General features: G+C 66.7%; 24 protein-coding genes and 1 pseudogene. 14 read left to right on the forward strand and 11 right to left on the reverse strand.

All coding sequences use genetic code 11. The features are described from left to right. Positions 1-15 precede the first annotated feature (15 nt). The 6 genes from QCE62_RS25585 to hutG are packed head-to-tail and all read left to right on the forward strand — an operon-like array spanning position 16 to position 5,012. Positions 16-786: a transporter substrate-binding domain-containing protein gene (locus tag QCE62_RS25585; RefSeq protein WP_309924496.1), complete on the forward strand. Its 771-nt coding sequence runs from the start codon at positions 16-18 to the stop codon at positions 784-786. Positions 787-803: 17 nt separating this feature from the next. Further along, entirely contained in the window at positions 804-1,472 is a 669-nt protein-coding gene (locus QCE62_RS25590) for an amino acid ABC transporter permease (protein ID WP_309817295.1), read from the forward strand. After that, the gene (locus QCE62_RS25595) at positions 1,469-2,233 is read left to right on the forward strand and encodes an amino acid ABC transporter ATP-binding protein (RefSeq protein WP_309924498.1); all 765 of its coding nucleotides are present in this window, start codon (positions 1,469-1,471) and stop codon (positions 2,231-2,233) included. Before QCE62_RS25590 ends, QCE62_RS25595 begins: the two co-directional genes overlap by 4 nt. Further along, positions 2,230-2,778 carry a HutD family protein gene (locus QCE62_RS25600; protein ID WP_309924500.1) on the forward strand — a complete coding sequence of 183 codons (549 nt, stop codon included), beginning with the start codon at positions 2,230-2,232 and terminating at the stop codon, positions 2,776-2,778. Before QCE62_RS25595 ends, QCE62_RS25600 begins: the two co-directional genes overlap by 4 nt. Continuing rightward, on the forward strand, positions 2,775-4,175 hold the full coding sequence (locus QCE62_RS25605; RefSeq protein ID WP_309924503.1) for a formimidoylglutamate deiminase: 1,401 nt from the start codon (positions 2,775-2,777) through the stop codon (positions 4,173-4,175). Before QCE62_RS25600 ends, QCE62_RS25605 begins: the two co-directional genes overlap by 4 nt. 27 nt (positions 4,176-4,202) lie before the next feature. Then, the gene (gene hutG, locus QCE62_RS25610; protein WP_309924505.1) at positions 4,203-5,012 is read left to right on the forward strand and encodes an N-formylglutamate deformylase; all 810 of its coding nucleotides are present in this window, start codon (positions 4,203-4,205) and stop codon (positions 5,010-5,012) included. A 15-nt stretch (positions 5,013-5,027) separates the two neighbouring features. Here hutG and QCE62_RS25615 read toward each other — a convergent pair whose 3' ends face one another. Beyond that, positions 5,028-5,900 carry a LysR substrate-binding domain-containing protein gene (locus tag QCE62_RS25615; protein ID WP_309924508.1) on the reverse strand — a complete coding sequence of 291 codons (873 nt, stop codon included), beginning with the start codon at positions 5,898-5,900 and terminating at the stop codon, positions 5,028-5,030. 97 nt (positions 5,901-5,997) lie between these two features. Between QCE62_RS25615 and QCE62_RS25620 the strand changes: the two genes are divergently transcribed. Continuing rightward, positions 5,998-7,194: a YbfB/YjiJ family MFS transporter gene (locus tag QCE62_RS25620; protein ID WP_409017925.1), complete on the forward strand. Its 1,197-nt coding sequence runs from the start codon at positions 5,998-6,000 to the stop codon at positions 7,192-7,194. A 6-nt stretch (positions 7,195-7,200) separates the two neighbouring features. Here the strand turns inward: QCE62_RS25620 and QCE62_RS25625 are convergent, their stop codons facing one another. Continuing rightward, positions 7,201-8,394 (reverse strand): GGDEF domain-containing protein, encoded by a 1,194-nt coding sequence (locus QCE62_RS25625; RefSeq protein ID WP_309924512.1) that lies wholly within the window; start codon positions 8,392-8,394, stop codon positions 7,201-7,203. Between the two features lie 343 nt (positions 8,395-8,737). On the opposite strand from QCE62_RS25625, the gene QCE62_RS25630 reads away from it, so the two are divergent. Further along, positions 8,738-8,992, forward strand: a complete 255-nt coding sequence (locus tag QCE62_RS25630; protein ID WP_309817314.1) for a hypothetical protein — start codon at positions 8,738-8,740, stop codon at positions 8,990-8,992. Between the two features lie 60 nt (positions 8,993-9,052). On the opposite strand, the gene QCE62_RS25635 is transcribed toward QCE62_RS25630, so the two are convergent. Continuing rightward, positions 9,053-10,042 (reverse strand): molybdopterin-dependent oxidoreductase, encoded by a 990-nt coding sequence (locus QCE62_RS25635; RefSeq protein WP_309924514.1) that lies wholly within the window; start codon positions 10,040-10,042, stop codon positions 9,053-9,055. Between the two features lie 140 nt (positions 10,043-10,182). On the opposite strand from QCE62_RS25635, the gene QCE62_RS25640 reads away from it, so the two are divergent. Next, the gene (locus QCE62_RS25640) at positions 10,183-10,320 is read left to right on the forward strand and encodes a hypothetical protein (protein ID WP_309924516.1); all 138 of its coding nucleotides are present in this window, start codon (positions 10,183-10,185) and stop codon (positions 10,318-10,320) included. A gap of 2 nt (positions 10,321-10,322) precedes the next feature. On the opposite strand, the gene QCE62_RS25645 is transcribed toward QCE62_RS25640, so the two are convergent. From QCE62_RS25645 to QCE62_RS25655, 3 genes are all read right to left on the reverse strand, one after another. After that, complete coding sequence (locus QCE62_RS25645; RefSeq protein WP_309924518.1) at positions 10,323-11,081, reverse strand: SDR family oxidoreductase; 759 nt, start codon at positions 11,079-11,081, stop codon at positions 10,323-10,325. 117 nt (positions 11,082-11,198) lie between these two features. Further along, on the reverse strand, positions 11,199-13,952 hold the full coding sequence (locus tag QCE62_RS25650; RefSeq protein ID WP_309924520.1) for an ATP-dependent Clp protease ATP-binding subunit: 2,754 nt from the start codon (positions 13,950-13,952) through the stop codon (positions 11,199-11,201). A 169-nt stretch (positions 13,953-14,121) separates the two neighbouring features. Then, on the reverse strand, positions 14,122-14,958 hold the full coding sequence (locus QCE62_RS25655; RefSeq protein ID WP_309924522.1) for a helix-turn-helix transcriptional regulator: 837 nt from the start codon (positions 14,956-14,958) through the stop codon (positions 14,122-14,124). A gap of 92 nt (positions 14,959-15,050) precedes the next feature. Here QCE62_RS25655 and QCE62_RS25660 point away from each other — a divergent pair, with 92 nt between their 5' ends. The 3 genes from QCE62_RS25660 (at position 15,051) to QCE62_RS25670 (ending at position 17,180) form a co-directional block, all read left to right on the forward strand. Then, positions 15,051-15,950 carry an SDR family oxidoreductase gene (locus QCE62_RS25660; protein ID WP_309924525.1) on the forward strand — a complete coding sequence of 300 codons (900 nt, stop codon included), beginning with the start codon at positions 15,051-15,053 and terminating at the stop codon, positions 15,948-15,950. A gap of 66 nt (positions 15,951-16,016) precedes the next feature. Then, positions 16,017-16,715, forward strand: coding sequence for an SDR family NAD(P)-dependent oxidoreductase (locus QCE62_RS25665; RefSeq protein WP_309924527.1), 699 nt, complete (start codon positions 16,017-16,019; stop codon positions 16,713-16,715). Between the two features lie 207 nt (positions 16,716-16,922). Continuing rightward, a complete protein-coding gene (locus QCE62_RS25670; protein WP_309924530.1) occupies positions 16,923-17,180 on the forward strand; it encodes a hypothetical protein in 258 nt (85 codons plus the stop codon). Between the two features lie 84 nt (positions 17,181-17,264). On the opposite strand, the gene QCE62_RS25675 is transcribed toward QCE62_RS25670, so the two are convergent. Continuing rightward, positions 17,265-18,203: an AraC family transcriptional regulator gene (locus QCE62_RS25675; protein WP_309924532.1), complete on the reverse strand. Its 939-nt coding sequence runs from the start codon at positions 18,201-18,203 to the stop codon at positions 17,265-17,267. Positions 18,204-18,301: 98 nt separating this feature from the next. Here QCE62_RS25675 and QCE62_RS25680 point away from each other — a divergent pair, with 98 nt between their 5' ends. Further along, positions 18,302-19,045 (forward strand): SDR family oxidoreductase, encoded by a 744-nt coding sequence (locus tag QCE62_RS25680; RefSeq protein WP_309924534.1) that lies wholly within the window; start codon positions 18,302-18,304, stop codon positions 19,043-19,045. A gap of 27 nt (positions 19,046-19,072) precedes the next feature. Here QCE62_RS25680 and QCE62_RS25685 read toward each other — a convergent pair whose 3' ends face one another. From QCE62_RS25685 to QCE62_RS25700, 4 genes and pseudogenes are all read right to left on the reverse strand, one after another. Further along, positions 19,073-20,968 carry a hypothetical protein gene (locus QCE62_RS25685; RefSeq protein WP_309924536.1) on the reverse strand — a complete coding sequence of 632 codons (1,896 nt, stop codon included), beginning with the start codon at positions 20,966-20,968 and terminating at the stop codon, positions 19,073-19,075. A gap of 98 nt (positions 20,969-21,066) precedes the next feature. Beyond that, the gene (locus QCE62_RS25690; RefSeq protein ID WP_309924538.1) at positions 21,067-21,861 is read right to left on the reverse strand and encodes a hypothetical protein; all 795 of its coding nucleotides are present in this window, start codon (positions 21,859-21,861) and stop codon (positions 21,067-21,069) included. 60 nt (positions 21,862-21,921) lie between these two features. Then, entirely contained in the window at positions 21,922-22,212 is a 291-nt protein-coding gene (locus QCE62_RS25695; protein ID WP_309925306.1) for a hypothetical protein, read from the reverse strand. A 12-nt stretch (positions 22,213-22,224) separates the two neighbouring features. After that, positions 22,225-22,473 (reverse strand): annotated as a pseudogene (locus tag QCE62_RS25700) (helix-turn-helix domain-containing protein); the annotation flags it as partial. A gap of 198 nt (positions 22,474-22,671) precedes the next feature. Between QCE62_RS25700 and QCE62_RS25705 the strand changes: the two are divergent. Further along, positions 22,672-24,042: a DUF308 domain-containing protein gene (locus tag QCE62_RS25705; RefSeq protein ID WP_309924541.1), complete on the forward strand. Its 1,371-nt coding sequence runs from the start codon at positions 22,672-22,674 to the stop codon at positions 24,040-24,042. Position 24,043: the final 1 nt, after the last annotated feature.

Raw genomic sequence — 24,043 nt, forward strand, 5'->3', positions numbered from 1 at the left:
CCCGGAGCCCACACGATGAAACTCAAGAACCTCTTTACCGCCGCGAGCCTCGGCTTTGCGATCATGGCCGCCGTGCTGCCCGGCAGCGCCGCCGCCGAAGACTCGAAGGTGCTGAACGTCGCCACCGACGCCACCTTCCCGCCGATGGAATTCGTCGACAAGGGCCAGCGCACCGGCTTCGACATCGACATCATGAACGCGCTGGCGAAGGCAATGGGCAAGACGGTCCAGTGGACCGACATCGACTTCAAGGGGCTGATTCCGGGTCTCGTCGCGCGCCGTTTCGATGCCGCCATCTCCGGCATCTACATCACGCCGGAACGCTCGCAGGTCGTCGACTTCACGCAGTCTTACTTCGCGGGCGGCCTCTCGGCGCTGGTGAAGGCCGATTCGCCGATCAAGACCCTCGCCGATCTCAACGGCAAGAAGGTGACGGTTCAGGTGGGCACGAAGTCCGTGAACTTCCTGCGCGACAACTATCCGCAGGTGCAGCGCGTGGAAGTGGAAAAGAACCAGGAAATGTTCGATCTCGTCGGCATCGGCCGCGCGGACGCCGCCGTCACGGGCAAGCCCGCCGCATTCCAGTTCGTGCGCACCCGCCCCGGTTTCCGCGTGCTCGACAAGGAGCTGACCACGGAAGCGTATGGCATCGCCGTGCGCAAGGACGAGCCGCAACTGCGCGACCAGATGAATGCCGCGCTCGCCAAGATCAAGGCCGACGGCACCTACGACGCCATCGTCAAGAAGTGGTTCAGCACCACTGCCACGACCGCCAGCGCCAAGTAAGCCGACGGACCTGACCCATGCAACTCGACTTCACTCCCGCCTTCGCCGGCTGGGCCGACATCGCGCACGGCGCGCTGGTCACGGTGGAAGTGACCGCCGCCGCGCTCGTGCTGTCGTGCCTGCTCGGGCTTCTGATCGGCATCGGCCGGCTGGCGCCGCAGCGCCGGCTGGTCTACGGCTTCTGCACCGGCTATCTGATCTTCTTCCGCGGCACGCCGCTGCTCGTGCAGTTGTTCCTGCTGTTTTTCGGCCTGCCGCAGTTCGATATCCTGCTGCCCGCGTTCGTGTGCGGCATGCTCGGCCTCGGGCTGTATTCGGCAGCGTATGTGTCGGAGATCGTGCGCGGCGCGATTCAGTCGGTGGACCGCGGCCAGACGGAAGCGGCGCGCTCCATCGGCATGTCGTCCGGACAGGCGATGCGCGCGATCATCCTGCCGCAGGCCATCGTGCGCATGATTCCGCCGCTCGGCAACGAGTTCATCGCGCTGATCAAGAACTCGGCGCTGGTGTCGCTGCTGACCATCCACGACCTGATGCACGAAGGACAGAAGATCATCAGCGTCTCTTACCGGTCGCTGGAGGTGTATATCGTGATCGCGCTCGTCTATCTCGTGCTCACCCAGACGACCAACTACATTCTTCATCGCGTCGAGCGTCGGCTGCGCGCAGGAGGCATGGTGCAATGAACAGCGCTCAACCCATCGTCAGCATCCGCGAACTCACCAAGTCCTTCGGCACGCATCGCGTTCTGAACGGCATCGACTTCGATATCCAGCCGAGCCAGGTCGTCGTCGTGATCGGGCCGAGCGGTTCCGGCAAGAGCACCTTCCTGCGCTGCTGCAACGGTCTTGAACAGCCGGAGCGCGGCACCATCGACATCTGCGGGCATCGGCTCGTCGATCACGGCACGATGCTCAAGGAGCGCTCGCTCAACGCGTTGCGCACCGAAGTCGGCATGGTGTTCCAGTCGTTCAATCTGTTCCCGCATCTTTCGGTGCTGCACAACATCACGGTCGGCCCGCGCATGCTGCGCGGCATGTCGAAAGCCGATGCCGACACCGCCGCGCTCGCGCTGCTCAAGAAGGTCGGCCTCGAACACAAGGCGCATGCGATGCCCGCAAGTCTCTCGGGCGGACAGAAGCAGCGCGTCGCGATTGCCCGCGCGCTGGCCATGCAGCCGCGCGTCATGCTGTTCGACGAACCCACGTCGGCGCTCGATCCGGAACTCGTCGGCGAAGTGCTGCAAGTGATGAAGCTGCTCGCCGCCGAAGGCATGACGATGCTCGTCGTCACGCATGAAATGGGCTTTGCGAAGGAAGTGGCGGATGTCGTCGTCGTGATGGACGGCGGCGAGATCGTCGAGGCGGGTCCGCCCGCGCAGATCTTCTCGACGCCCACGCAGCCGCGCACGCGTTCGTTCCTGCAAGCCGTGCTGACGCGCGCATGAACCTCGCTCTGATACGCGGCGACGCGCTCGTCGCCTCACCCTGGAAGAACGGCGGCGGCATCACGCGCGAAGTCGCAGCGCAGGCCCAGGCGTGGCGCGCGAGCGTCGCGGATATCGACCGGCCCGGGCCCTTCTCGCGCTTCGACGGCATCGATCGTGTGCTCGTATTGCTCGACGGCGCGGGTCTCGTGCTCGGCGAACAGGTCGTCGGGCAGGCGTTGGAGCTGGCCCGGTTCGCGGGCGAAACGCCCATCGACGCGCAGCTCACCGACGGCCCCGTCCGCGTGTTCAACCTGATGACGCAACGCGATGCCGCGCGCGCATCGGTGGATATCTGGCACGCGCCGGGCACGCGCGTCGTGCGCGGCGACACCGTGCTGCTGCACTGCGCGCGCGGCACGCTCGACGTGCGCGTCGGCGAGACGCATATCAGTCTGACGAAGATGGACACGCTGCGCATCGAAGACGCGCGCGCCATCGAAGTCGGGATGCAGGGCGACGGCGCGTTGCTGTGCGCGTCGCTCGAAACCCAAGTCCGATCATGAACTCATCGAACTCAATGCTTTTTGCGGCGCACGCGCTGCTGCCGGACGGCTGGCGCACCAACGTGCTGCTGGAGTGGAATGACGCGGGTACGCTCGTCGCCGTGACGCCCGACACGCGCGAGATACCCGCGAACGCGGCGCGCGCGGCAGGACCGGTCGTGCCCGGCATGCCGAACCTGCATTCGCACGCGTTCCAGCGCGCGATGGCGGGCCTCACCGAGTATCGCGCGAACCCCGCCGACAGCTTCTGGAGCTGGCGCGACCTGATGTACCGCTTCGCGCTGCGCATCACGCCCGAGACGCTCGGCGCCATTGCGCGCTGGCTCTATGTCGAGATGCTCAAGGCGGGCTACACGTCCGTTTGCGAGTTCCACTACGTGCATCACGCCGAAGACGGCACGCAGTACGCGCAACCGGCGGAACTGGCGCTGCGCGTCGTGGATGCGGCGCGCGAGACCGGCATCGGCATGACGATGCTGCCCGTGCTCTATCAGCAAGGCGGCTTCGATGCGCAGCCGCCGCGCGCCGACCAGCGCCGCTTCATCAATTCCACGGCAGGCTATCTCGACCTGCTGCGCAGCCTGCGCACGGCGCGTCCGGAAGACGGCGCGCTGCGTTACGGTGTCGCGCCGCACTCGTTGCGGGCGGTGTCGGAGGCTTCGTTGCGCGCGTTGCTCGAGGGCCTCGACGCCATGTCGCCCGGCGCGCCCGTGCATATCCATATCGCGGAGCAGACGGCGGAAGTGGACGCATCGCTCGCGGCGCTCGGCGCGCGCCCGGTGCAATGGCTGCTCGATCACTTCGACGTCAACCCACGCTGGTGTCTCGTGCATGCCACGCACGTCGATGCCGGCGAAACGCTCGCGCTCGCCCGCAGCGGCGCGGTCACCGGGCTGTGCCTCACGACCGAGGCGAATCTCGGCGACGGCTTCTTCCCCGTCGCGGAATATCTCGACGCACAGGGCGCGTTCGGCGTCGGCTCGGACAGTCATATCGGCGTGGACTGGCGCGCGGAACTGCGTCTGCTCGAATACGGCCAGCGGCTCCAGCGGCGGCAGCGCAACGTGCTCGCGTCGCCGGACACGGCGCAGGTCGCGGACCGGCTGTTCCACGACGCGCTCGAAGGCGGCGCCCGCGCGACGGGCCGCACCACCGGCAAGCTCGAAGCCGGCGCGCGCGCCGACTGGCTCGTGCTCGACGCCGATCATCCGAATCTCGCGGAACAAACGCCCGCGACGTGGCTCTCTTCGGTGGTCTTCTGCGAACATGGCGAAACGCCGGTGCGCGATGTTTTCGTCGGTGGAGAATGCGTGGTTCGCGAGCGTCGTCATCGGGACGAAGCGCGGCACTACGCGGACTATCGCCGGGCGCTCTCGCAACTGCTTGCCGACGCCTGAACGTCGGCCAACCCAGGACGCAAGCTCATGAACGATCTCTTTTCTCTCGAACGCGGCGATGCGCCGCTGCTCATCTCCATCCCGCACCTCGGCACGCAGATTCCGGACTCACTGCGCAGCCAGTACACCGACGTCGCGCTGACGGTCGCGGATACCGACTGGCATCTCGACCGCCTTTACAGCTTCGCCCGGACGCTCGGCGCGACGATTCTGGGCGCGCGCCTGTCGCGCTATGTGATCGACCTGAACCGGCCGCCGAGCGACGAAAGCCTGTATCCCGGACAGACGACGACTGGCCTGTGCCCCGACCTGACCTTTCGCGGCGAGCCGGTGTATCGCGAAGGCTGCGTGCCCGATGCCGCCGAGAAGCAGCGGCGCGTCGCGGCGTACTGGCAGCCGTATCACGACACCCTGCGCGCCGAATTGAAGCGTCTGCGCGAGCGGCATGCGAACGTGCTGCTGTGGGAAGCGCATTCCATCGCGAGCGTGCTGCCGCGTCTCTTCGACGACAAGCTGCCTGATCTCAACATCGGCACGCAGGACGGACGCACGGCGGCGGCTTCGGTGCAGCAGGAAGTGGAACGCGCGGCTGCGGCGGGTCCGTTCACGTGGATCGCCAACGGCCGCTTCAAGGGCGGCTATATCACGCGGCACTTCGGCGCGCCCCAGGACGGCGTGCACGCGGTCCAGCTGGAGATGTGCCAGTCGACCTACATGAACGAGGCCGCGCCGTTCGAGTATCGGCCCGAGGTGGCGCAACAGGTCGAGCCGGTGGTCGAGAACATGGTGAGCGGCGCGCTGCGGGCGGTGGTCGCGCTGAGCACGGCGGCCGGCTGAAAAAGCGGGCGTGATTCACGCGCCATCGAGGAGCAGGTCGCGGAGCGCGTCGAGCGCCGCTGAGTAATGGCCCTTGCGCCAGACCAGCAGCGTATCCACCTGCCCCAGTTCGCCGAGCGGATGGACATCGACGTCATCGTCGAGACGCGCCAGTTCCAGCACCGAGCGCGGCGCCACCGCGACGCCCGCGCCCGCCGCCACGCACGCGATGATCGCGTGGTACGAGGCCAGTTCCAGCACCCGCGCGGGACGGATGCCCTGCTGCTCGTACCAGCGCATCGCATAGGAGCGATAGGCGCAGCCGCGTTCGAACGCTACCAGCGTGAGGCCGGCCGGCTCCTGCGCCAGGGCTGTCGGATCCTGTCCGCGCGGCGTGACCAGCGTCAGTTCTTCGCGGAACACCGGCACGGTGTCGAACTGCCCGGCGCCGAGCGCGTCCGGTTCGATCGGCCGCGCCATCACCGCCGCATCCACGTCGAAGGTGCGCACGCTTTCGATCAGCGCGCGCGTGACGCCGGTCGCCAGTTCCAGCGTCACCTGCGGCCAGCGCCGGTGATACGCCGCGAGCACGCGCGGCAGACGGCTCGCCGCCGTGCTTTCCATCGTGCCCAGGCGCAAGCGTCCTTGCGGCCGGTTCTCGCTGATCGCATGACGCGCTTCCTCGGCCAGCGCGAGCAGGCGTTCGGCGTAGGGCAGCAAGGTCTCGCCGGCGGGCGTCAGCACGAGGCGCCGGCCATCGCGGACGAACAACTCCGTGCCGAGCGTTTCCTCCAGCTGGCGAATGCGCGTCGTCACGTTCGATTGCACGCGGTTCAGCTTGAGCGCGGCGCGCGTCACGCCGTTTTCGCGGACGACCGCCCGAAAGATGGTGAGCGCAGCCAGATCCATGATCTTTCCTGAAGATTGATTCCATCTCGATTATTCATTTTTCAAGATGGATAGGTCAAGGTAGGATCAGCGGACCCTCGCTCTGACTTTCATGCTCATGGCATCGCCGCTGCCCGTCTCGTCCGCCTCCGCTCAACCCGCGGGCCATGCCGCGCTTGCCTGCGCCGTGGTGCTGGCCGTTGCGCTGGGCGTCGGGCGCTTCGCGTTCACGCCGTTGCTGCCGCTGATGCTGCACAGCGGCGCGCTCGACATCCGGCACGGCGGCTGGCTCGCGTCGGCCAACTACGCGGGTTATCTGATCGGCGCGCTGTCCTGCGCGGCGATTCGCATCGATCACGCCCGCATGGTGCGGTTCGCGCTCGCCGCGACCATCCTGCTGACCCTCGCGATGGGCGTCGTTCATCTGTTCTGGCTCTGGACGGCGATCCGCTTCGCGGCGGGCGTCGTCAGCGCGTGGGCGTTCGTGTTTGCATCGCAATGGGGCCTGCGGCGGCTCGCGGAACTCGACGCGCACGGCTACGGCGGCGTGATCTATGCCGGGCCGGGTGTCGGGATCGTCGCAACCGGACTGCTCGGTGCAGGTGCCGCTGCGCTCGCCGTGCCGACGCCGTGGGTGTGGGATGGCTTCGCGGTGTGCTCGGCGCTGGCCGGCCTGGCCGTCTGGAAGACCTTCACGCTGCAGGCATCGGCCGCGCATGGCCGCGCGACGCATCACGGCGGCAGCGAGACCGGCGTAGCGCGCGCCGATTCGATCGGATTGATCGGCCTTTATGGACTCGCCGGGTTCGGCTACATCATCTCGGCGACCTTCCTGCCCGTCATCGCCCGGCAAGCCTTGCCCGGTTCAGCGTGGCCCGACTTGTTCTGGCCAGCCTTCGGACTCGCGCTGATCGCCGGCGCGCTGCTCGCCGCGCGCCTGCCGATGTCTTGGGACAACCGCCTGCTGTCGGCCGGGTTGTATCTGATTCAGGCGCTGGGCATCGCGTCGGGGATCGTCTTTCCTACCGCGCTCGGATTCGGCATCGGCAGTCTGCTGCTGGGGTTTCCGTTTACCGCGATCACTTTGTTCGCGATGCGCGAGGCGCGCCGCCTGCGCGGCGATGCGGCCGCCGGATTGATGGGCTATGCCACTGCTTCGTATGGATTGGGGCAGATCGTCGGGCCGCTGGTCGCGGCGCCTATCGCCGAGCACACGGGTTCGTTCTCGGCCGCGCTGTGGATCGCGGCGGCGGCGCTGGCGGCAGGGGCTATCGGATTGGTCTGGCTGGGGACGCGTGCTTCGGCCCGGCGCTAGAAGAGATCAGCAGGCCACGCTGTCGCGCGGCGCTTGAGAACGCGCCGCGGGTTGCGCGAGTTCCACCCGGTTGCCGCCGAGCGACTTCGCCCGGTACAACGCGCGGTCGGCGATGGTCAGCAGATCGGTCAATGCAGCGCCGGCCGTGCCGCATTGCGCCAGACCGATGCTCACGGTCGCGCGGATCTCCACCCCCGCCCCGCCGGGCGTGCCCGCTTGCGCGAAACGCCGGACCACGGCTTCCGCCGTCGCGCGGGCGCGATTGCAGTCGCGTCCCGGCAGCAGCGCGGCAAATTCCTCGCCGCCGATGCGCGCAAAAATCGCCTCGGGCCCCAGCGCGTCCTGTGCGATCGACGCGAAGGTCTTGAGCACGGCGTCGCCCGTTTCATGACCGTGGCGGTCGTTGATGGCCTTGAAGTTATCGAGATCGAGCGCGATCAGGCAGACCGGCTGCCGTGCATCCGCGCGCCGGATGATGCGCATGCCTTCCTCGAAGAACCAGCGGCGGTTGCCGAGCCCCGTCAGGTAATCCGTCCGCGATTCCTTCAGCAATTCACCATGCGCCTCGTCGCGCACGAAGCGCAGCAGGGTCATCGGCAGAATGACGGAATAGAGCACGCCTTCGTACATCGTCGCCTTGGCGATCGCCGACAGCATGCCCGGCCCGAGCGACGCTGCCAGCCACGGCAGGATCAGCGCGCGCGCGGCATAGAAGAGCCCGTGAAAGCCCGCGACGAACGCCGCGATATCGCGCGACTGCAGGCGCCGGGCGCGATCGCCACGCAGCAGTTCGCGGGCCGTCATGCCGCTGGCGAAAGCGATCGGGATGGCGCTGACGTAGTTCCACATCGGCACTTCCCAGCGCACGCCGGCGATGACCCACGCGAGCGCCACGCCGGCCAGCACGCCAATGGACAACGCCCCATGACGCCGGTCGTTCATGATGGCGACGCCGCGCAGCAGCAGCAGATAGCCCGAGACCATGATGAGGTTGCTCAGCGCCGATCCGATCGCGCCGGGCAGCGCGTGGCGCACGGCGACGGCCGCGCAGCCGGCGGCGAGCGTCGCGTAGCCGGCGGCCAGCGTGGCCAGCTCCTGCCTGCGTCCGGCATGACCGCGGCGTTCCCACAGCGTCATCCCGCAACTGGCGAGGAGCGTGCCGATGGCAAGCAGATAGATGGTAATGAGATCGACATGCATGCTGTCGCGTGCCTGATGTGCCCGAAAGACTTTTCCGTGCGACTGTTAACGGCAGGCAAACGTCAAACTTGAAGTGAATCGCTGATCCGTTCTTCACGCGGCCCGTGGGCTCGCACTGTTGGATCGGCGGCAACGCGCCACGCGCGCCCGTTCTGTCGCCGCCAATACCTCGCCGCATGACGAGACTCGTGGCAGGTACCGCCGAGTACCGCCTTTCCCTTTCTCATCAACGGCTTGCACGATCTTCATGCACGCGAAACGTCTCCTGGCACGGCTCTCGCAATGAATGTCGCGAGCGCAACGACACGCGCTCCCCACCCAACCGGAACCCAGGAGATTCACCATGAAGATCGACAACCTCGCTGTCAGCAAAGACCTCGCCCGTGAAGAGATGGAAGCCATCGTCGGCGGCAGCGTTTTCCAGAACAACGGCGTCAACGCCAACCTCGAGGCCGGCGGCGTCTCTTTCGCGAGCCCGCAGACCAACGTCGCGCCCGTGACGCAAGTGGATGCCTCGACGCACACGGACGTCGACCTGAAGAACATCACGAAGTCGGTCTCTTCGGTGGGCAGCCTGATTCAAGGCATGAAGATCTGAAGCACGCAATCCGGCGAGCGAAGGATTCGGGGATCCTTCCCTCGCCGGACGCGGCGTCGCTCAGCGCGGCGCCGATACCACTTCCAGCGCGAGCAGATTCGATACGTAGCGGCCCGCCTTGCCATCGCCGGGAATGACGAGCCGCGCGAAACCGGTCGTCGTCAGGGGCGCACCGTTCATCTCATACGCGACGATGTCCGGCTGATTGCCGAAATCGGGCGACAGCTCGGCCAGCGACAGGATCACGCGATAACCATCGCTGCCCGTCGCGATCAGGTAGAAACCCAGCAGATCGTTCTTGACCGTCGAACTGGTCTGGATGCCCGCCGCATTCAGCAGATTCCACAGGCTCACGCCCGTGTAGGTCGTCGTGCCGACCGTGCGCGTCACCGCGGGAAGCGCCTGAAGCGCGGCGAGATCGAAGCTTGCCGGCGTCGCCACCGCGCCGGACAACTGGAACTGCGTCGTGGTCCCGCCGCCCGCGACATGAACCGCCGACACCGCCGTGCCCACCTTGAGCGTCACGAGGTTCGACACGTAGCGGCCGCCCTTCACGTCGCCCGGCGCGGTGACGCGCAGCGGGCCGTCGGTCGGGGACAACGCGGCGCTCGTGCCGTTGATCGTCTCCGCATACACCACCTGATTGCCGCGATTGCCGAAGTCCGGGCTCAGCTCGCCCATCGCGAACAGCGCGCGGTAGTTGTCGCTGCCGGTCGCGATCACGTACTTCGCGAGGACATCGTTCTTGACCGCCGCGTTCGTCGTGATGCCGATCTGGTTCAGCATGCTCCAGAGGCTTGCTCCGGTGTACACATGCGTCTGCTGACCCGTGCCGCTGCCGAAGGACACGGTTTGACTCGCCGCGGTCTGAGCCTGGATCTGCGCCAGCGTGAACTGGGTCTGCATCGTGACGTCGCCGGAAACCGACAGTACGGTCTTCGGCGGCGGCGTATCGTCGTCACCGCCGCCGCAGGAAGCGGCTGCGAACGGAAGCAGGCTGAGCAGGATGAGCGGCGATGCCAGCCGCTTCAGAACAGGGGAAAGCGTCATTGTCGGTACTCCCTCCGGTCAGCGGATCGACGCCCGTCGTGCAGCGCAGTGCGCGCGATATCCCGCTCGTTATGTTTATGCGGATACAGCGGCGATCACATTCGCAGAATCGCGTGCAAAAGGCAAGACGGGGTCGTGCGATGAACGGCTCGGCGCGTCGCGCGGCCTTCATGTCTGGCGAATGGACGGAAGACTTCGAGCGCCCGGTCGAAGAAGGCGCGCGGGAGATCGCGAAGGTGGCGACCGTCCTTACCGACGGCGGACAGCCGCAGCCATGACGTCAGATCGCCATGCCGCCCGACACCTCGATGCGCTGCGCATTGATCCAGCGATTGTCCTCCGACAGCAGCGACGCGATCATCGGTCCGATGTCGTCGGGCAGGCCCGGGCGGCCGAGCGCCGTCATCTCGGTGACGCGCCGGTTGACCTCGGGGTTGTCGCGCACGATGCCGCCGCTGAAGTCGGTCTGGATCGCGCCCGGCGCCACCACGTTGACCGCGATGCGGCGTGGCGCCAGTTCCTTCGCCATGTACTTGGTCAGCACTTCCACCGCGCCTTTCAACGAGCCATAGGCCGCGCTCTCCGGAATGATGATGCGCGTGAGGCCCGACGAGATATTGACGATCCGGCCGCCGTCGTTGATGAGCGGAAGCAGCTTCTGCGTGAGAAAGAACACGCCCTTGAAGTGGACGTCATAGAGCGCGTCGAGTTCGGCTTCCGTCGTCTTCTCGATGCTGTTGTGATGCGACGTGCCCGCATTGTTGACGAGATAGTCGAAGCGTTCCGCCTGCCATCCGGCGAGCGTGCGGCGCACATCATTCGTGAAGGCGTCGAACGCCGCGACCTTGCCGGTATCGAGTTGCAGCGCGGCCGCCTTGCTGCCCGTCTCGGCGACGAGCGCCAGCACCTTGTCCGCTTCCGCGCGATTGCTGTGATAGGTAAAGATGCAATCGACGCCGCGTCGCGCGAGATTGAGCACCGTGTTCCGACCGAGCCCGCGGCTTGCGCCGGTCACGATCGCGATCTTGCTGGCAGACATGGATGACCTCTCTGTGAAGTGAATCCACAGGATAGCCATTCGAGTGCGTTCGAATAATCCATGCAACGTTGCACGGGCTGTGCTGGCATGCGAACAATGACGCATGCCAGCATGAGATCAAGGCGTAGGCGGCGTGCCTTCGCCCGGCTGGTTGGCGAGACCGGCGCGCGTCACGTCGAACGCCAGCTTCTTCCTGCTCTCGTCATAGCGGCAGCGCACCTTCGCGCCTTCGCCGACCTCGCCGCCAAGCATTTCCCTCGCGAGCTGGTTCTCGATCGACTGACGAATCTGCCTGCGCAACTCACGCGCGCCGAACTCGGGCCGATAACCGACTTCCGCGAGATGATCGACGACGGATTCGTCGAACTCGAGCGCGATGTCCTGGCTATGCGCGAGACGTTGCACCTGATCGAGCATCAAGCGCACGATCTGCCGCACTTCGTCGCGGCCAAGGGACTTGAACAGGATGATGTCATCGATCCGGTTCAGGAACTCCGGCCTGAAGTGCTGTTGCAACACCTTCATCACGCCGCTTTGCAACGAAGCATCCGCATCCGACGCCGTGCTCGTGAAGCCCAGCACGCCGCGCTTCTGACCGGCGATCACATCGGAACCGAGATTGCTCGTCGCGATGATCAGCGTGTTGCTGAAGTCGACGACGCGGCCCTTGCCATCGGTGAGGCGTCCGTCGTCGAACACTTGCAGCAGCACGTTGTAGACATCCGGATGCGCCTTCTCGATCTCGTCGAGCAGGATCACGCTGTAAGGCCGGCGACGCACGCGCTCGGTCAGCTGGCCGCCTTCGTCATAGCCCACATAGCCCGGCGGCGAGCCGATCAGCCGCGACACCGCATGGCGCTCCATGTACTCGCTCATGTCGACGCGCAGCATCGCGTCTTCGTCGCCGAACACGACTTCCGCGAGCGCCTTCGCCAGCTCGGTCTTGCCGACGCCCGTCGGCCCGAGGAACAGGAACACGGCGATCGGCCGATTGCGCCCTTGCAAACCGGTACGCGCGCGGCGCACGGCGTCGGACACGGCCTCGACCGCTTCGTCCTGGCCGATCACGCGCTTGTGTAGACGCTCTTCCATCTGCAACAGGCGCGCGCGCTCTTCCTCGGTCAGTTGCGCGACCGGAATGCCCGTGAGCGTCGCGATGATCTCCGCGATCTGCGCGACCGTCACCGTCAACGTATTCGTGCCGACACGCTTCTTCCACGTGTCGGTGGCTTCGTCGAGTTCCTTTTGCTTCTGTTCGAGTTCGCTGTCGAGCGCATGCGCGCGGTCGAACTGCTTGCGCGATGCCGCGTAGTCCTGCTCGCGCCGCAACTGCGCGTGCTCCGCTTCCAGTTCGAGGATTTCGGCAGGACGTGAAGTGGCCGAGAGATTGACGCGCGCGGCGGCCTGATCGACGAGATCGATCGCCTTGTCGGGCAGGAAGCGTCCGGTGATGTAACGGTCCGACAACTCCGCCGCACCGACGATCGCATCGTCCTGGATGGTCACCTTGTGATGCGCTTCGAGACGGTCGCGCAGGCCGCGCAGGATGTTGATGGTCTGCGCGACGGTCGGCTCCGCCACCAGCACCGGCTGGAAGCGCCGTTCGAGCGCCGCGTCCTTCTCGATGTGCTTCTGGTACTCGGCGAGCGTGGTTGCGCCGATCAGGTTCAGCTCGCCGCGCGCCATGGCCGGCTTGAAGACATTGGCGATGTCGAGCCCGCCTTCGCCGCCGCCCTGCCCCGCGCCGACGATCGTATGCACCTCGTCGACGAACAGCAGCAGCGTGTCGCGATTCGCGCCGATTTCATCGACGACCTGCTTCACGCGCTCCTCGAACTCGCCGCGAAACTTCGCACCCGCGACCATCGAATTCACGTTCAGTTCGACGAGCCGTTTCTCGCGCAGCGACTCGGGCACGTCGCCGTTCACCATGCGCTGCGCCAGCCCCTCGACCACCGCCGTCTTGCCGACGCCCGGTTCGCCGATCAGCACCGGATTGTTCTTGCGGCGGCGCGCGAGCACTTCGACCATCGTCTCGATCTCGCGTGCGCGCCCGATCACCGGATCCAGATGTCCTTCGCGCGCGAGTGCGGTGAGGTCGCGGCTGAACTTGTCGAGATTCGGCGTACGCGAAGGCGGCGTATCGCCGCCGCGCGGCGGTGCGCCCGCGCCGACCGTCTGCGCGGTCTGCTGCCTGAGCGCCTGCGGATCGACGCCGAGCTTGCCGAGCAGTTGCCCGGCGAAGCTGTCGGGCACGTCGGCGAGACCAATCAGCAAATGCTCCGGCGCGACATAGCTGTGCCGCAGTTGCCGCGACGCGAGCAACGCGCGGTCGAGCGCGCTCTTCAGACGCGGCGACACGCCGATCATGCCGTCCGCCGGCGGCGGCGACGTGCCGTAGCAGCCTGGCGCGTTGGCATCGATATAGGCGCGGATCTGCGCGGGATCGAGCCCGAGGCTCTTCATCAGCGACTCGATCACCGCATTGTTCGCGAGTTCGTAGAGCAGGTGTTCCGTATCGACCTGCGAACATCCGGATTGCACGGCGCGCTCGGCCGCGCGCATCAGCATCTCTTTCGCGCCGTCGCTGAAATAGCGGTCGATGTTCGCGCCTTCGGCTTCGTTGCGCCGGGCGCTGGGGGTTGGCGCTGCATCGGCGGACGGGGGCGGCATGGCTGCGCCGGATGGATCAGGCTGCTCCGGCGCGCCACCGAGAAACAGCGATTCCAACGGCGAGAGCGCACGCTGATGCCGTGTCAACTGGGCATAGTGAAAGTCGCATACGTCGATGACATGCCGCTGCCCGTTGCGCAAGACGGCCAGCCGCACCGTGGCGGGACGCGCGGCGCAAACGTCGCACAGATGAGCCATGTTCGGTTTCCTTACATGAGGGCATGCGCCCGGCCAGGCATCGATGCAACCGCTATTCCTGATCCCTGGCCTTGCAAGTGCCGTGAACAAGATCGGGCAGTCATGGTACTGCGCAAGCCGCCCTGCATGCGGGAACGATGTTTGCAGTAGGCCGTGCCGATTGCGCGATCTACGCGGACCTTGCTTGCTCGCCCGCCGCCAGCGTCTTGATACGCCCGGCCACTTCGGCATCGAGCGGCGTATAGACGATCATGCCGAGGTCAGGCCGGCCATCGACCGCGAAGGCCGAATACTCGAGTTCGACGGGACCGAGCAGCGGATGCTGCAGGCGCTTGATGGCATGCACGTCCGAATGACCGAGCACATCGTTGTCGCGCCACAGGGCTTCGAACTCGGGACTGGCGCTGCACAGTTCATCGACGAGATCAGCGGCTTCCGACACGATCCCCGCGCGCGCCACGTCCGCCCGAAACGCGCCGACGACAAAGCGCGCGACGTTCTCCCAGTCGTGCTGCTTCGCGCGCACGGCGGGATGGCGGAACAGGAACTTCAGGATATTGCGCTGGCCCGGCGGCAATGCGCCGTAGTCGGTCAGCACAACGGCCGCCGCGCGGTTCCACGCCACCACATCCCACGTGGCTGTCTTGATGAGCGCCGGACTGGCTTCGAGCGAGTCGAGCAGGCGCTGCAAGCGCGGATTCACGCCTTCCACGCTTTGATAGCGAACTTCCGGCGGCCTGCCGAGGCCGAGCATGAACAGGTGCTCGCGTTCGGTATCGGTCAGCAACAACGCGCCGGCGATACGTTCCAGCACGTCCGGCGAAGGCGCGCCGCCGCGTCCCTGTTCGAGCCACGTGTACCAGGTGGGGCTGATGTTGGCACGCTGCGCCACCTCTTCGCGGCGCAGTCCGGGCGTACGGCGGCGGCCCGTGAAGCCGAAGCTGGCCGGATCGAGACGCGTGCGCCGGCTTCGCAGGAAATCGCCGAGTGAGCGCGGTGTGTTCAAGGTGTTAGTCGGTTTACCATGATGTCGTCACTACTTTAACGGGATAAGAAAACGCAGGATAGTGCATGGGTTCGATCAAGGAGAACCACACCATGCGAATCTTTCTGACCGGCGCGACCGGTTTCATCGGCTCGGCGCTCGTTCCCGAACTCATCGCGGCGGGTCATCGAGTCATCGGCATGACGCGTTCCAATGCCGGCGCGCAAGCCCTCAAGGATGCCGGCGCCGATGTGCATCACGGCACGCTCGAAGACCCGTCGAGCTTGCGCGAGGGCGCAGCCGACGCCGACGCCGTTATCCACACCGCCTTCGACCACGACTTCTCGCGCTTCGTCGAGAACTGCGAGAAGGACAAGCGCGCGATCGCCGCGCTCGGCGAAGCGCTCGCGGGTTCGGACCGGCCGCTCGTCATCACGTCGGGCACGGGGATCGGCATCGGCGAACAGGGTGGACTGGCAAGCGAGGACATCGTCAACCTGAAGCACCCGAATCCGCGCATCGCGTCGGAGATCGCGGGGCAGGCGTTGCTCGATCAGGGCATCAACGTGTCGGTTGTACGGCTGCCGCAGGTCCACGATCCATTCCGCCAAGGGCTCATCACGCCGCTCATCGGCATCGCGCGCGAGAAAGGCGTATGCGCGTATGTGGGCGACGGCGCCAATCGCTGGCCGGCGGGGCATCGTTCGGATGTCGCGCGCGTGTACCGGCTCGCCATCGAGAAGGCCGAACGCGGCGCGCGTTATCACGCGGTCGGCGAGGAAGGCGTCAGCGCGCGCGACATCATGGAGTCGCTCGGGCGCGGCATGCAGCTGCCGGTCGTATCGATCACGCCCGCCGAAGCACAGGATCACTTCGGCTGGATGGCGATGTTCATGGCCCTCGACATGCCCGCCTCCAGCGCGCAGACACAAGCTCGACTCGGCTGGCAACCCACAGGGCCGACGCTGCTGTCCGATCTCGATCAGGCGCGTTACCTGGAACAGTCTGCCTGAGCGTCGGGCGAGGAAAGTGGCTTGCGTTTATGATCGATCGGCGCCCACCCTTTCGAGCAAACATCCATGAGCGACTTTCCTTATCGCAGTGCGCTGATCGTCGGCGCCGGAGCGGGCATCAGTGCTTCGCTCACGCGGCGCCTGCGCGCCGAGAACATTCCTGTCGTGATCGCGGCGCGCAACGTCGACAAGCTGGCCTCGCTGGTGGATGAAACCGGCGCCGTCGCCCTGCCCGCCGATGCCGCCGATGCCAGCCAGATCGACGCGCTCTTCAGCGAGACTGAAGCGCGCATCGGTGCGCCGGAGATCGTCGTGTACAACGCCAGCGGCCGCGTGCGCGGGCCGCTGGCCGAACTGGATGCGGCGGCGGTGGAACGGGCCGTCGCGGTCTCCGCGCTGGGCGCCTTCCATGTCGTGCAGCAGGCGGCGCGGCGCATGATGCCGGCCGGTCACGGCGCGATCCTGCTGACCGGCGCGACCGCCGGCGTGAAGGGCTTCGCACTGTCCGCGCCGTTCGCGATGGGCAAGTTCGCGCTACGGGGTCTTGCGCAAAGCGCCGCACGCGAACTGATGCCGAAGGGCATTCACGTCGCGCACTTCGTCATCGACGGCGGCGTGCGCGGCGCGCATCCCGAAGCCGCCGACGCGCCCGACAGCATGCTCGATCCCGATGCGATCGCGCAGTCCTATATCGATGTGCTGCGCCAGCATCGCAGCGCGTGGACGTGGGAGATGGAACTGCGGCCATGGGTGGAAAAGTTCTGAGTCGGCGCTGCACCGACAGGTTTCTCTGCTTCGTCGGGCGCACGCCGACATATCCGCCGCGCCCGCAAGCTCGCCAAAACCGCGCTTTCCTTTGCTGACAAGGACTTCAACGTTCTCCACACAGCGCTGGCACAGCTCTCGCATAGGTAGCTGCGAGCGCAACGAATGATGCTCAACCAACCCAACCAGCCATTCAGGAGAACCATCATGTTGAAGATCGACAACCTCGCCGTCAGCAAAGAACTCGACCGTGCCGAAATGGGCGCCATCGTCGGCGGCAGCGTGTTCCAGAACAACGCCATCAACGCCAACGGCCAGCTCGGCGGCGTGTCGTTCGCCAGCCCGCAAACCAATGTCGCGCCCGTCACGCAAGTGGATGCCTCCACGCATACGGACGTCGACCTGACCAACGTGACGAAGTCGCTCACCGCCGTCGGCAGCCTGGTTCAGGGCATGAAGCTCTGAGCATCGCTGCAACAAGAGCACGGGCACGAGATGGGACGGACTGCTCCGTCTCCTCTCCCGGAACCTTGGCCCGCCTCGCCTCGATCACGCCGAGGTTCCCGGAGAGGACTGCTGGCTTGCCGGCGGCCTCTCGTGCTGCTGTGCGTAGTGCGTCGGCGGCACGCCGACATGACGCGTGAACGCGACGCTGAACGCACTCGCCGATCCATACCCCACGCGCTCCGCCACCTTCGCGACACTGCCTTCCTTCTGGCGCAGCAGCTTCCTCGCCAGCGCCATGCGCCACGACAGCAGATATTCCATCGGCGCCACACCCACCGCACGGCTGAAGCGTTCGAAAAACGCCGAGCGCGACAGCGCCGCCGCCCGCGCCAGCTCCACGACAGTCCAGGCACGCTCGGGACGTTCGTGCATCTGCCGGATGGCCTGCGCCAGACGGGCATCGGCGAGACCGCGCACCAGCCCCGGCGATGCCGCCGTGCCCGTGGAGCGCAAGGCCTCGATCAACAGCACTTCCAGCAGGCGCGCGAGCACCATGTCGCGCGCGGGCCGCTGCGCGCGCGATTCTTCCCGGACGAGCTTGACGAGCGTAGCCAGCCGGCGCTCGCCGCGCACATGCACGAGTTCCGGCAGCAAGGAAACCAGCAGCTCCGCATCCGGCGAACCGAACACGCAATGACCCACGAGAATCTGGATATCGCGCGGAGCGGTTTCCGCGCCGATCCGGAAGCCGCCGTCGGCCAGCGCGACCGGAACGGCATCGGCTTCGTCGGCTTCGGGCGGTTCGAGACTCGACATCGTGAATTCGTCCAGTTCCGGGACCAGCACGAAGTCGTCGGTCTGCAGGGTGACGGGCTCGCGGCCGTTGGCCACGAGACGGCACGCGCCTTCGAGCACCACGCAGTAGAACGGCAAGTGCGCGTCCGAGCGCCGCACGCGCCACCGGCCACTGCCGCTCACTACCTTCGAGAACGCCGCGACCGGCTGCAACAAGGTGACGACGTCCGCGAACGGATCGATCATGGCCGGACTTCCTCGAATGAAAACTGGACGTTCGATTGTAGCAAGTCCGGCCTGGTCGACTTATCGTGAGAACTCATTCACTCACCTGCGGATTTGCCATGCCCACCGTATTGATCACCGGATGCTCATCCGGTTTCGGCCTCGAAATCGCCCGTTATTTCCTGGAGCAGGACTGGAACGTCATCGCGACGATGCGCACGCCGCGCGAAGACATCCTGCCGAAGTCCGACCGCCTGCGCGTCATCGCCCTCGACGTGACGGATCCGCACAGCATCAGCCAGGCCATCGCGAGCGCGGGGCCGATCGACGTGCTCGTCAACAACGCGGGCATCGGCTTTCTCAATGCGGTCGAAGCCACGCCGATGGCCACGGCGCGCGAGATCTTCGAGACCAACACGCTCGGCACCATCGCGATGACGCAAGCCGTGCTGCCACAGTTTCGCGAGCGCCGCTCAGGCGTGATCGTCAATGTGACCTCCACCGTGACGCTGCGGCCGCTGCATCTGCTGTCCGTCTATACGGCCAGCAAGGCGGCGGTCAACGCGTTCTCGGAATCGCTCGCGCTGGAGCTGGAACCGTTCGGCGTGCGCGTGCGGATCGTGCTGCCCGGACGGTCGCCTGAAACGAAGTTCGGCGACAACGCCCGGACGCGCATGCAAAGCGGCTTCCCCGAGCCTTACGCGAAGCTCGCGCAAACGGTGTTCGAGCGCTTCGAGAACGACCCGACCGTCACCTATTCGCGCGATGTCGCCGAGGGCGTGTGGCGCGCGGCCACGGACCCGTCGAGCCCGATGCGCATTCCCGCCGGCGCGGATGCCGTCGAATGGGCGAAGGCGGGTTGAGGCAGGCGACGTCTTGGCACGCCGCTTTTATTGGCCTGCGCCCGTGCGCCGCATGTGCATCAGCAACTCGTCGGTCGATAGGGTCGGCGGCAAATGCTCGCGGCGCTCATAGTCTGAAATGGCGGCGCTCGTGCGCGGACCGGGCCGGCCATCCGCATCGCCGCGCAGGATCTTCCTGCTGATCAGGATGCGCTGCACTTCCTGCAGGGTCTCGCGATGCGTCAGCGGCACCGGGGCGGGCGCATCCGCGCGGGGCGCCGCGAGACGGATCAGATAGCGGTTCGCCATCGAGCCCGGCTCGGTGTGGCCGACGACGAAGCCGGTCGCAGCCTGCGCGGCCTGTGGCACGGTCGGCAGCCAGCCCAGCGCGCCGCCGAGGCCCACCATCACGCCGGTCAGCGACATCGCCATCGTGAAGCCGCAGGCCCGCTTCAACGGCGCCCAGTTGCGCACACGCTGGCGATACTCCCGGGGTACCCGCAGCCGCCATGCGTAGCTCACCAGGCTGCTGAGCAGCCAGCCTGCCGGCGAGACGATCAGCATGGCGCACAGCGCGCCAATGAGCGTCACGAAGAACGGAAGCACCGCCGACCACGGCGCATGCAGCGAGAAATGATTGAACAGGCGGGCCGCATAAAGGAACGACGCGCCCGCCGGAACCAGCGCGACGAGACTCCACGCGAGGTGCGAATGCGTGGGCGAGACCTTGTCGAGCACATTGCAGGCTGCGCGGCCGAAGGCCTCGGCGGCCGTCGGCGAGATGAACCCTTCGGCGACTCCAACGATGGCGGACGCGGGTTCCACCGGCCCTTTCCGGTCGAGCTTCGCGACCGCGCGCAGACCGGCGTCCAGCACCGGAACCGCCCGAAACGCGGCGAACAGCGCTTTGGCCTGCCGTTGCACCTGCGCTTGCCCGCGCTTGCCGGTGGCGACCGCCGCAAGCCGCGCCATTTCCGCCGACAGCAATTGATCGAACACGGGCGGCGTGACGATCGGAACGGGCACCGCGCCCGCCGCCGCCACGCGATACCGCTGCTTCAGCACGGTCAGTTCGAGCGCCACCACTTCGGCCGTGCCGTCGTACTGCACGACCCAGTTGTCGCGCTCGTCGTAGCCGGTCCGGCATAAATCGAGCGCGACGAGTGCCGGCGCGCCGGCGGACCCTCGGGCACGCAGCGACGCGGCGAGCGCATCGCCCGCCAGGCCCGTCGCGGCCGGAACGCTCCACACCGGACGGGCGACGGCCTGGACCCGCGAGACATCGGTGAAGAAGCCGTGGCCGGCGCATGAACCGCATTGCCGATGCCCCGATCCGCCACATCCGGTACAGACCACGCGTCCGCCGCCCAGGCATCGGACGCATCGCTCCCTGATGTGCTGCGAACAGGTTTCGTTGTTTCGTCCGTTCCAGCGCGTATGCGTGACGGTGCGGTTATGGCCGCCCGCGCCTCCGCATCCGCCGCAGGTGCTCTTGCCCGCGCCGCCGCAGCCGCCGCAACGAACCTGCCCGCGTCCGGCGCAGGTGCCGCACTGGCGGAACACGGACCAGGCGCCGAAGTCGTGGACAGGTTGGGCCGCGTTCGACCATGCCAGCGCCTCCTTCCTCGCGGCGTCCACACGCTGCATGAACGGACCGCGAATGGCGCGGTCCCGCTGGGCTTGCTGGAAAAGCCGCTGCAAGTGAGCCTGGAAGTCACCGGTCCGGTAATCGAAATGGCCGCCCTTCACGGCGGCATTGCCCGCGCAGGACTGCGTCGTCACGCTGTGATGGAACTGCCAGGATACGAACGCCGATACTCGGTAGGCATCGTTTTCTTCCGCGACGGACTGGATATCCGCCGGGTTGCAATGATTGCCGCCGAAGAGTCGCCGCAGATTGCCAAGCAGCCGCTGGCCTCGATTTCCAGATGGTTGGTCGTGCATGGTCCGATGCCGTGAAGATTGTCCGCTCCGTAGAGCGCTCCACGCATATCGGCAATTGTAAGAACCTCTTTAATTCGCGCCGGCTGCGTCGGACGGCCTCACTCGGCGGCCGCGACCGCCGTTTCAACGCCCTTCGGCCGGCGCATCACGGCAAGCCGCTTCGTGCAGGCCTGAACAAGCATCGCCAGCGCCGCCGACTCCGCGAAAGCGAGCGCCGTCGGCTGGCGCGTCAGCGAGAACGACAGCAGCAGGCAGAACGCGGCGAACGAGAAGCGGCCGAGCACCATCCCGCGCAGCAGCGAGATGACGAAGTCCGGTCCATGCGCGCGATGCGACGACACCGACAACACGATCCCCAGCAACGGAAACACCGCGAGCAGCCCGCTCCACGAGGCGCCGGCCCAGCCGGACAAGGCGGTCACCGCCAGCGTCAGCAAGGCGCCGGCGGCCATCCGTCCGATCAGGTCGCCCCGTCCGAGCGGGACGCCCGCCGCAACCGCCGCACTGTGCGGCAGGAACGACTGCCCGAAGCAGACCGCGCCCAGCGCCACCGCCGCAGCCCATACCGGCGACGCGGGCAGCATCGACAAGCCCCACGCCGAGACGAACCACGCACTCAGCCCGGCGCTCAACGCGACCGGCCAGGCGCGCGAACGGCAGGTCCACGCATAAGCGAAGTTGAAGGCTTCCGACGCGAAGATCGCGGAAAGAGAAAGGATCGCGGCGTGCGCGCCGAACGCGGGTCCATGCGCGAGCACGAGCAGCCAGAGAATGGGGCCGGCGACCACCGGCAAGCCGGCGAGCCATCCCGCAACGGACGGGCCCCACCATCTTCCCGACATCGACACGATCAACAGGAACAGCGGAACCAGCGTGAGCTTGAGCGCGAGCATCGCAAGGCCGTGCGAAGGTAAAGCCGGATCATACCTTTGCGCCTGAGCCGTGCGTGGCGCTTATCGCGGCATCGCCTGGTCGAGCACCGACGCCAGGATCATCGCGCCCGCATTGGACGGCACCGGCCGCGAGTTCGGCGCATAGACCGGATCGCCGTAGCTGCCACGCGTGACGTCGTGCCATTCGATCGTGGCGGTGGCCTTCGACTGCCGCTCGATCAGCTTCACGGCCGCGCGCCGTTCGCCCGCCTGCGCCACGTTGCGCCGGAACGGCGGCGCCTCGATACGCAAGCCGTTCAACTGAAAGATCGTACGTGCCCCATGGATTGAGGCGATTGCCGGTGCGGCCATGGACCGTCGTGAATGCGCCTGCGAGCGGAATCCGGCGCGACGTCGAGCATGCTGTGCCGCGACGTGCGCAACAGCGCCTGCGCACACTCGACGCGCTTCTGCAACAGGAACTCATGCGGGCGCATGCCCGTCGCGCGCCGGAACTACGCGGCGAAATGCATGCGCGTGAGGCCGGTGCTCGACGCGATATCGGCCCAGATGCGCATCGACGAATTCGGCAACGCGCTTGATGCGCCATTGCGGCAACGCCGACGGCACCCGTCCTTCGGCAGCCGAGGCACGCTGAACCCTTCCGATCGAAACCGGAACCGATTGCCGCCGTCATCGAAGACGCGTTTTCCTCTGCGCATTCGCCGCGCTTGCCGCCTGCACCTTCGATGCCTTATATAAGGAGTGGCCGCGCCTGCCCTACGCGCGGCCGCCCCGTACAGGACATGAATGATCAGACGGAGGAACGCGATGGTTCGTCTCGTGATGATTCTGCTTGGCGTCGACTATCTGCGCTCCCGCTGGCGTTCGCTGCTGACGCTCGGCTTCCTCAGCATCCTGCTGGGCGGCGTCATCTTCACCGATGCGCTCGACGGCTCGCTCTACTTCCCGATCATCCCGTTCGCGCTGCTGATGCTGCTGGAAGGACTCGCGACGCTGGCCGTCGCGTGGACCGGCATGGGCGGACAGCGCACGCTGCGCTACGTCAAGGGCGCGACCTTCTGCCTGTCGGCGCTGCTCGTGCTGATTGGCGGCGAACACGGCAACTTCGCGCTCTCGCTCATCTTCGGCACGCTGTTTCTCGTCGATGGCGCGTTGCAGATCATCTCCGCGCGCGTAGTCCGGTATCGCCGCTGGCGGCTGGCAGCCGGTATCGGCGCCGTCGAGATCGCCATTGCAATCTTTTTCTATCAGCCCTATCCGGATCACTATGCGGGCACGGTGGCCTATTGCGTCGCGTTCGGACTGTTCTTCGCGGGCTGGAACATGATCCTGCTCGCATCGCGGGTGCGCGGCATGGCGGCGAACCCGGCCGCCGAAGGCGCCGTGCAGCGCGCGACGCAGAAGCCGACAAGCACGCCCTCGTTCGCGAACGCCGTCTACGACGGTCCGCCCGCGGCCGACGAAGCGGCCTTGACCGTGCATGTGTGGACGCCCGTCGGCACGGCGAAGACGCAGGCGAAACGGCAATTGATCGTGGACCGCTACATTGCCGCCATCGACAGGAACGGCACCATCTCCACCGGCCACGCCGCGCTGGAAACGCCCGAGGGCGTGTACATCAGCCTGTATCCGGCGGTGGAGATCGATCGCTCGCCGAACGAATTCTCGCGCACGCTGCGGGCCACGCGCGAGAACGATGTCCCTGGACTCTTTCAACCCGACTACGCGACCGAATCGACGGCCTGGTGTCCTTCGACCCAGCAGGTCCGCATCCGCAATTACGATCCGCAACGGCTGGCGCGTTTCTGGGACGAGTATCGGCGCGACGCAACCTACAACCTCACTTATCGCAACTGTTCGAGCACGGTGGCGCGGGCGCTGGAGGCGGCGATCGAAGGGGCATCGGCGCGCGTGTGGGGTACGGGCGGCGGATGGCGGCCGCTGGTGCGCATCATGACGACGCCCGAGCTATGGGTGGCCGCACAGGTGCGCAAGCGCGCCGCCACGATGGCCTGGACGCCCGGCCTCACGCTGGACTACGCGCGGGCGCTCAGCATGCTGGCGGATCCGCGTCCGTCGGGCTGGGTGAAGATGGCGCGCATCGCGCTCGCGACGATGTACCGCTCGCGGCAGCGCTGGCGCGCCGAGGAACATGCGGCGGCGCGCCACGGGTCGTGAC

Origin of the sequence: Caballeronia sp. LZ033 (assembly GCF_031451265.1) — a bacterium.
Lineage (GTDB): Bacteria > Pseudomonadota > Gammaproteobacteria > Burkholderiales > Burkholderiaceae > Caballeronia.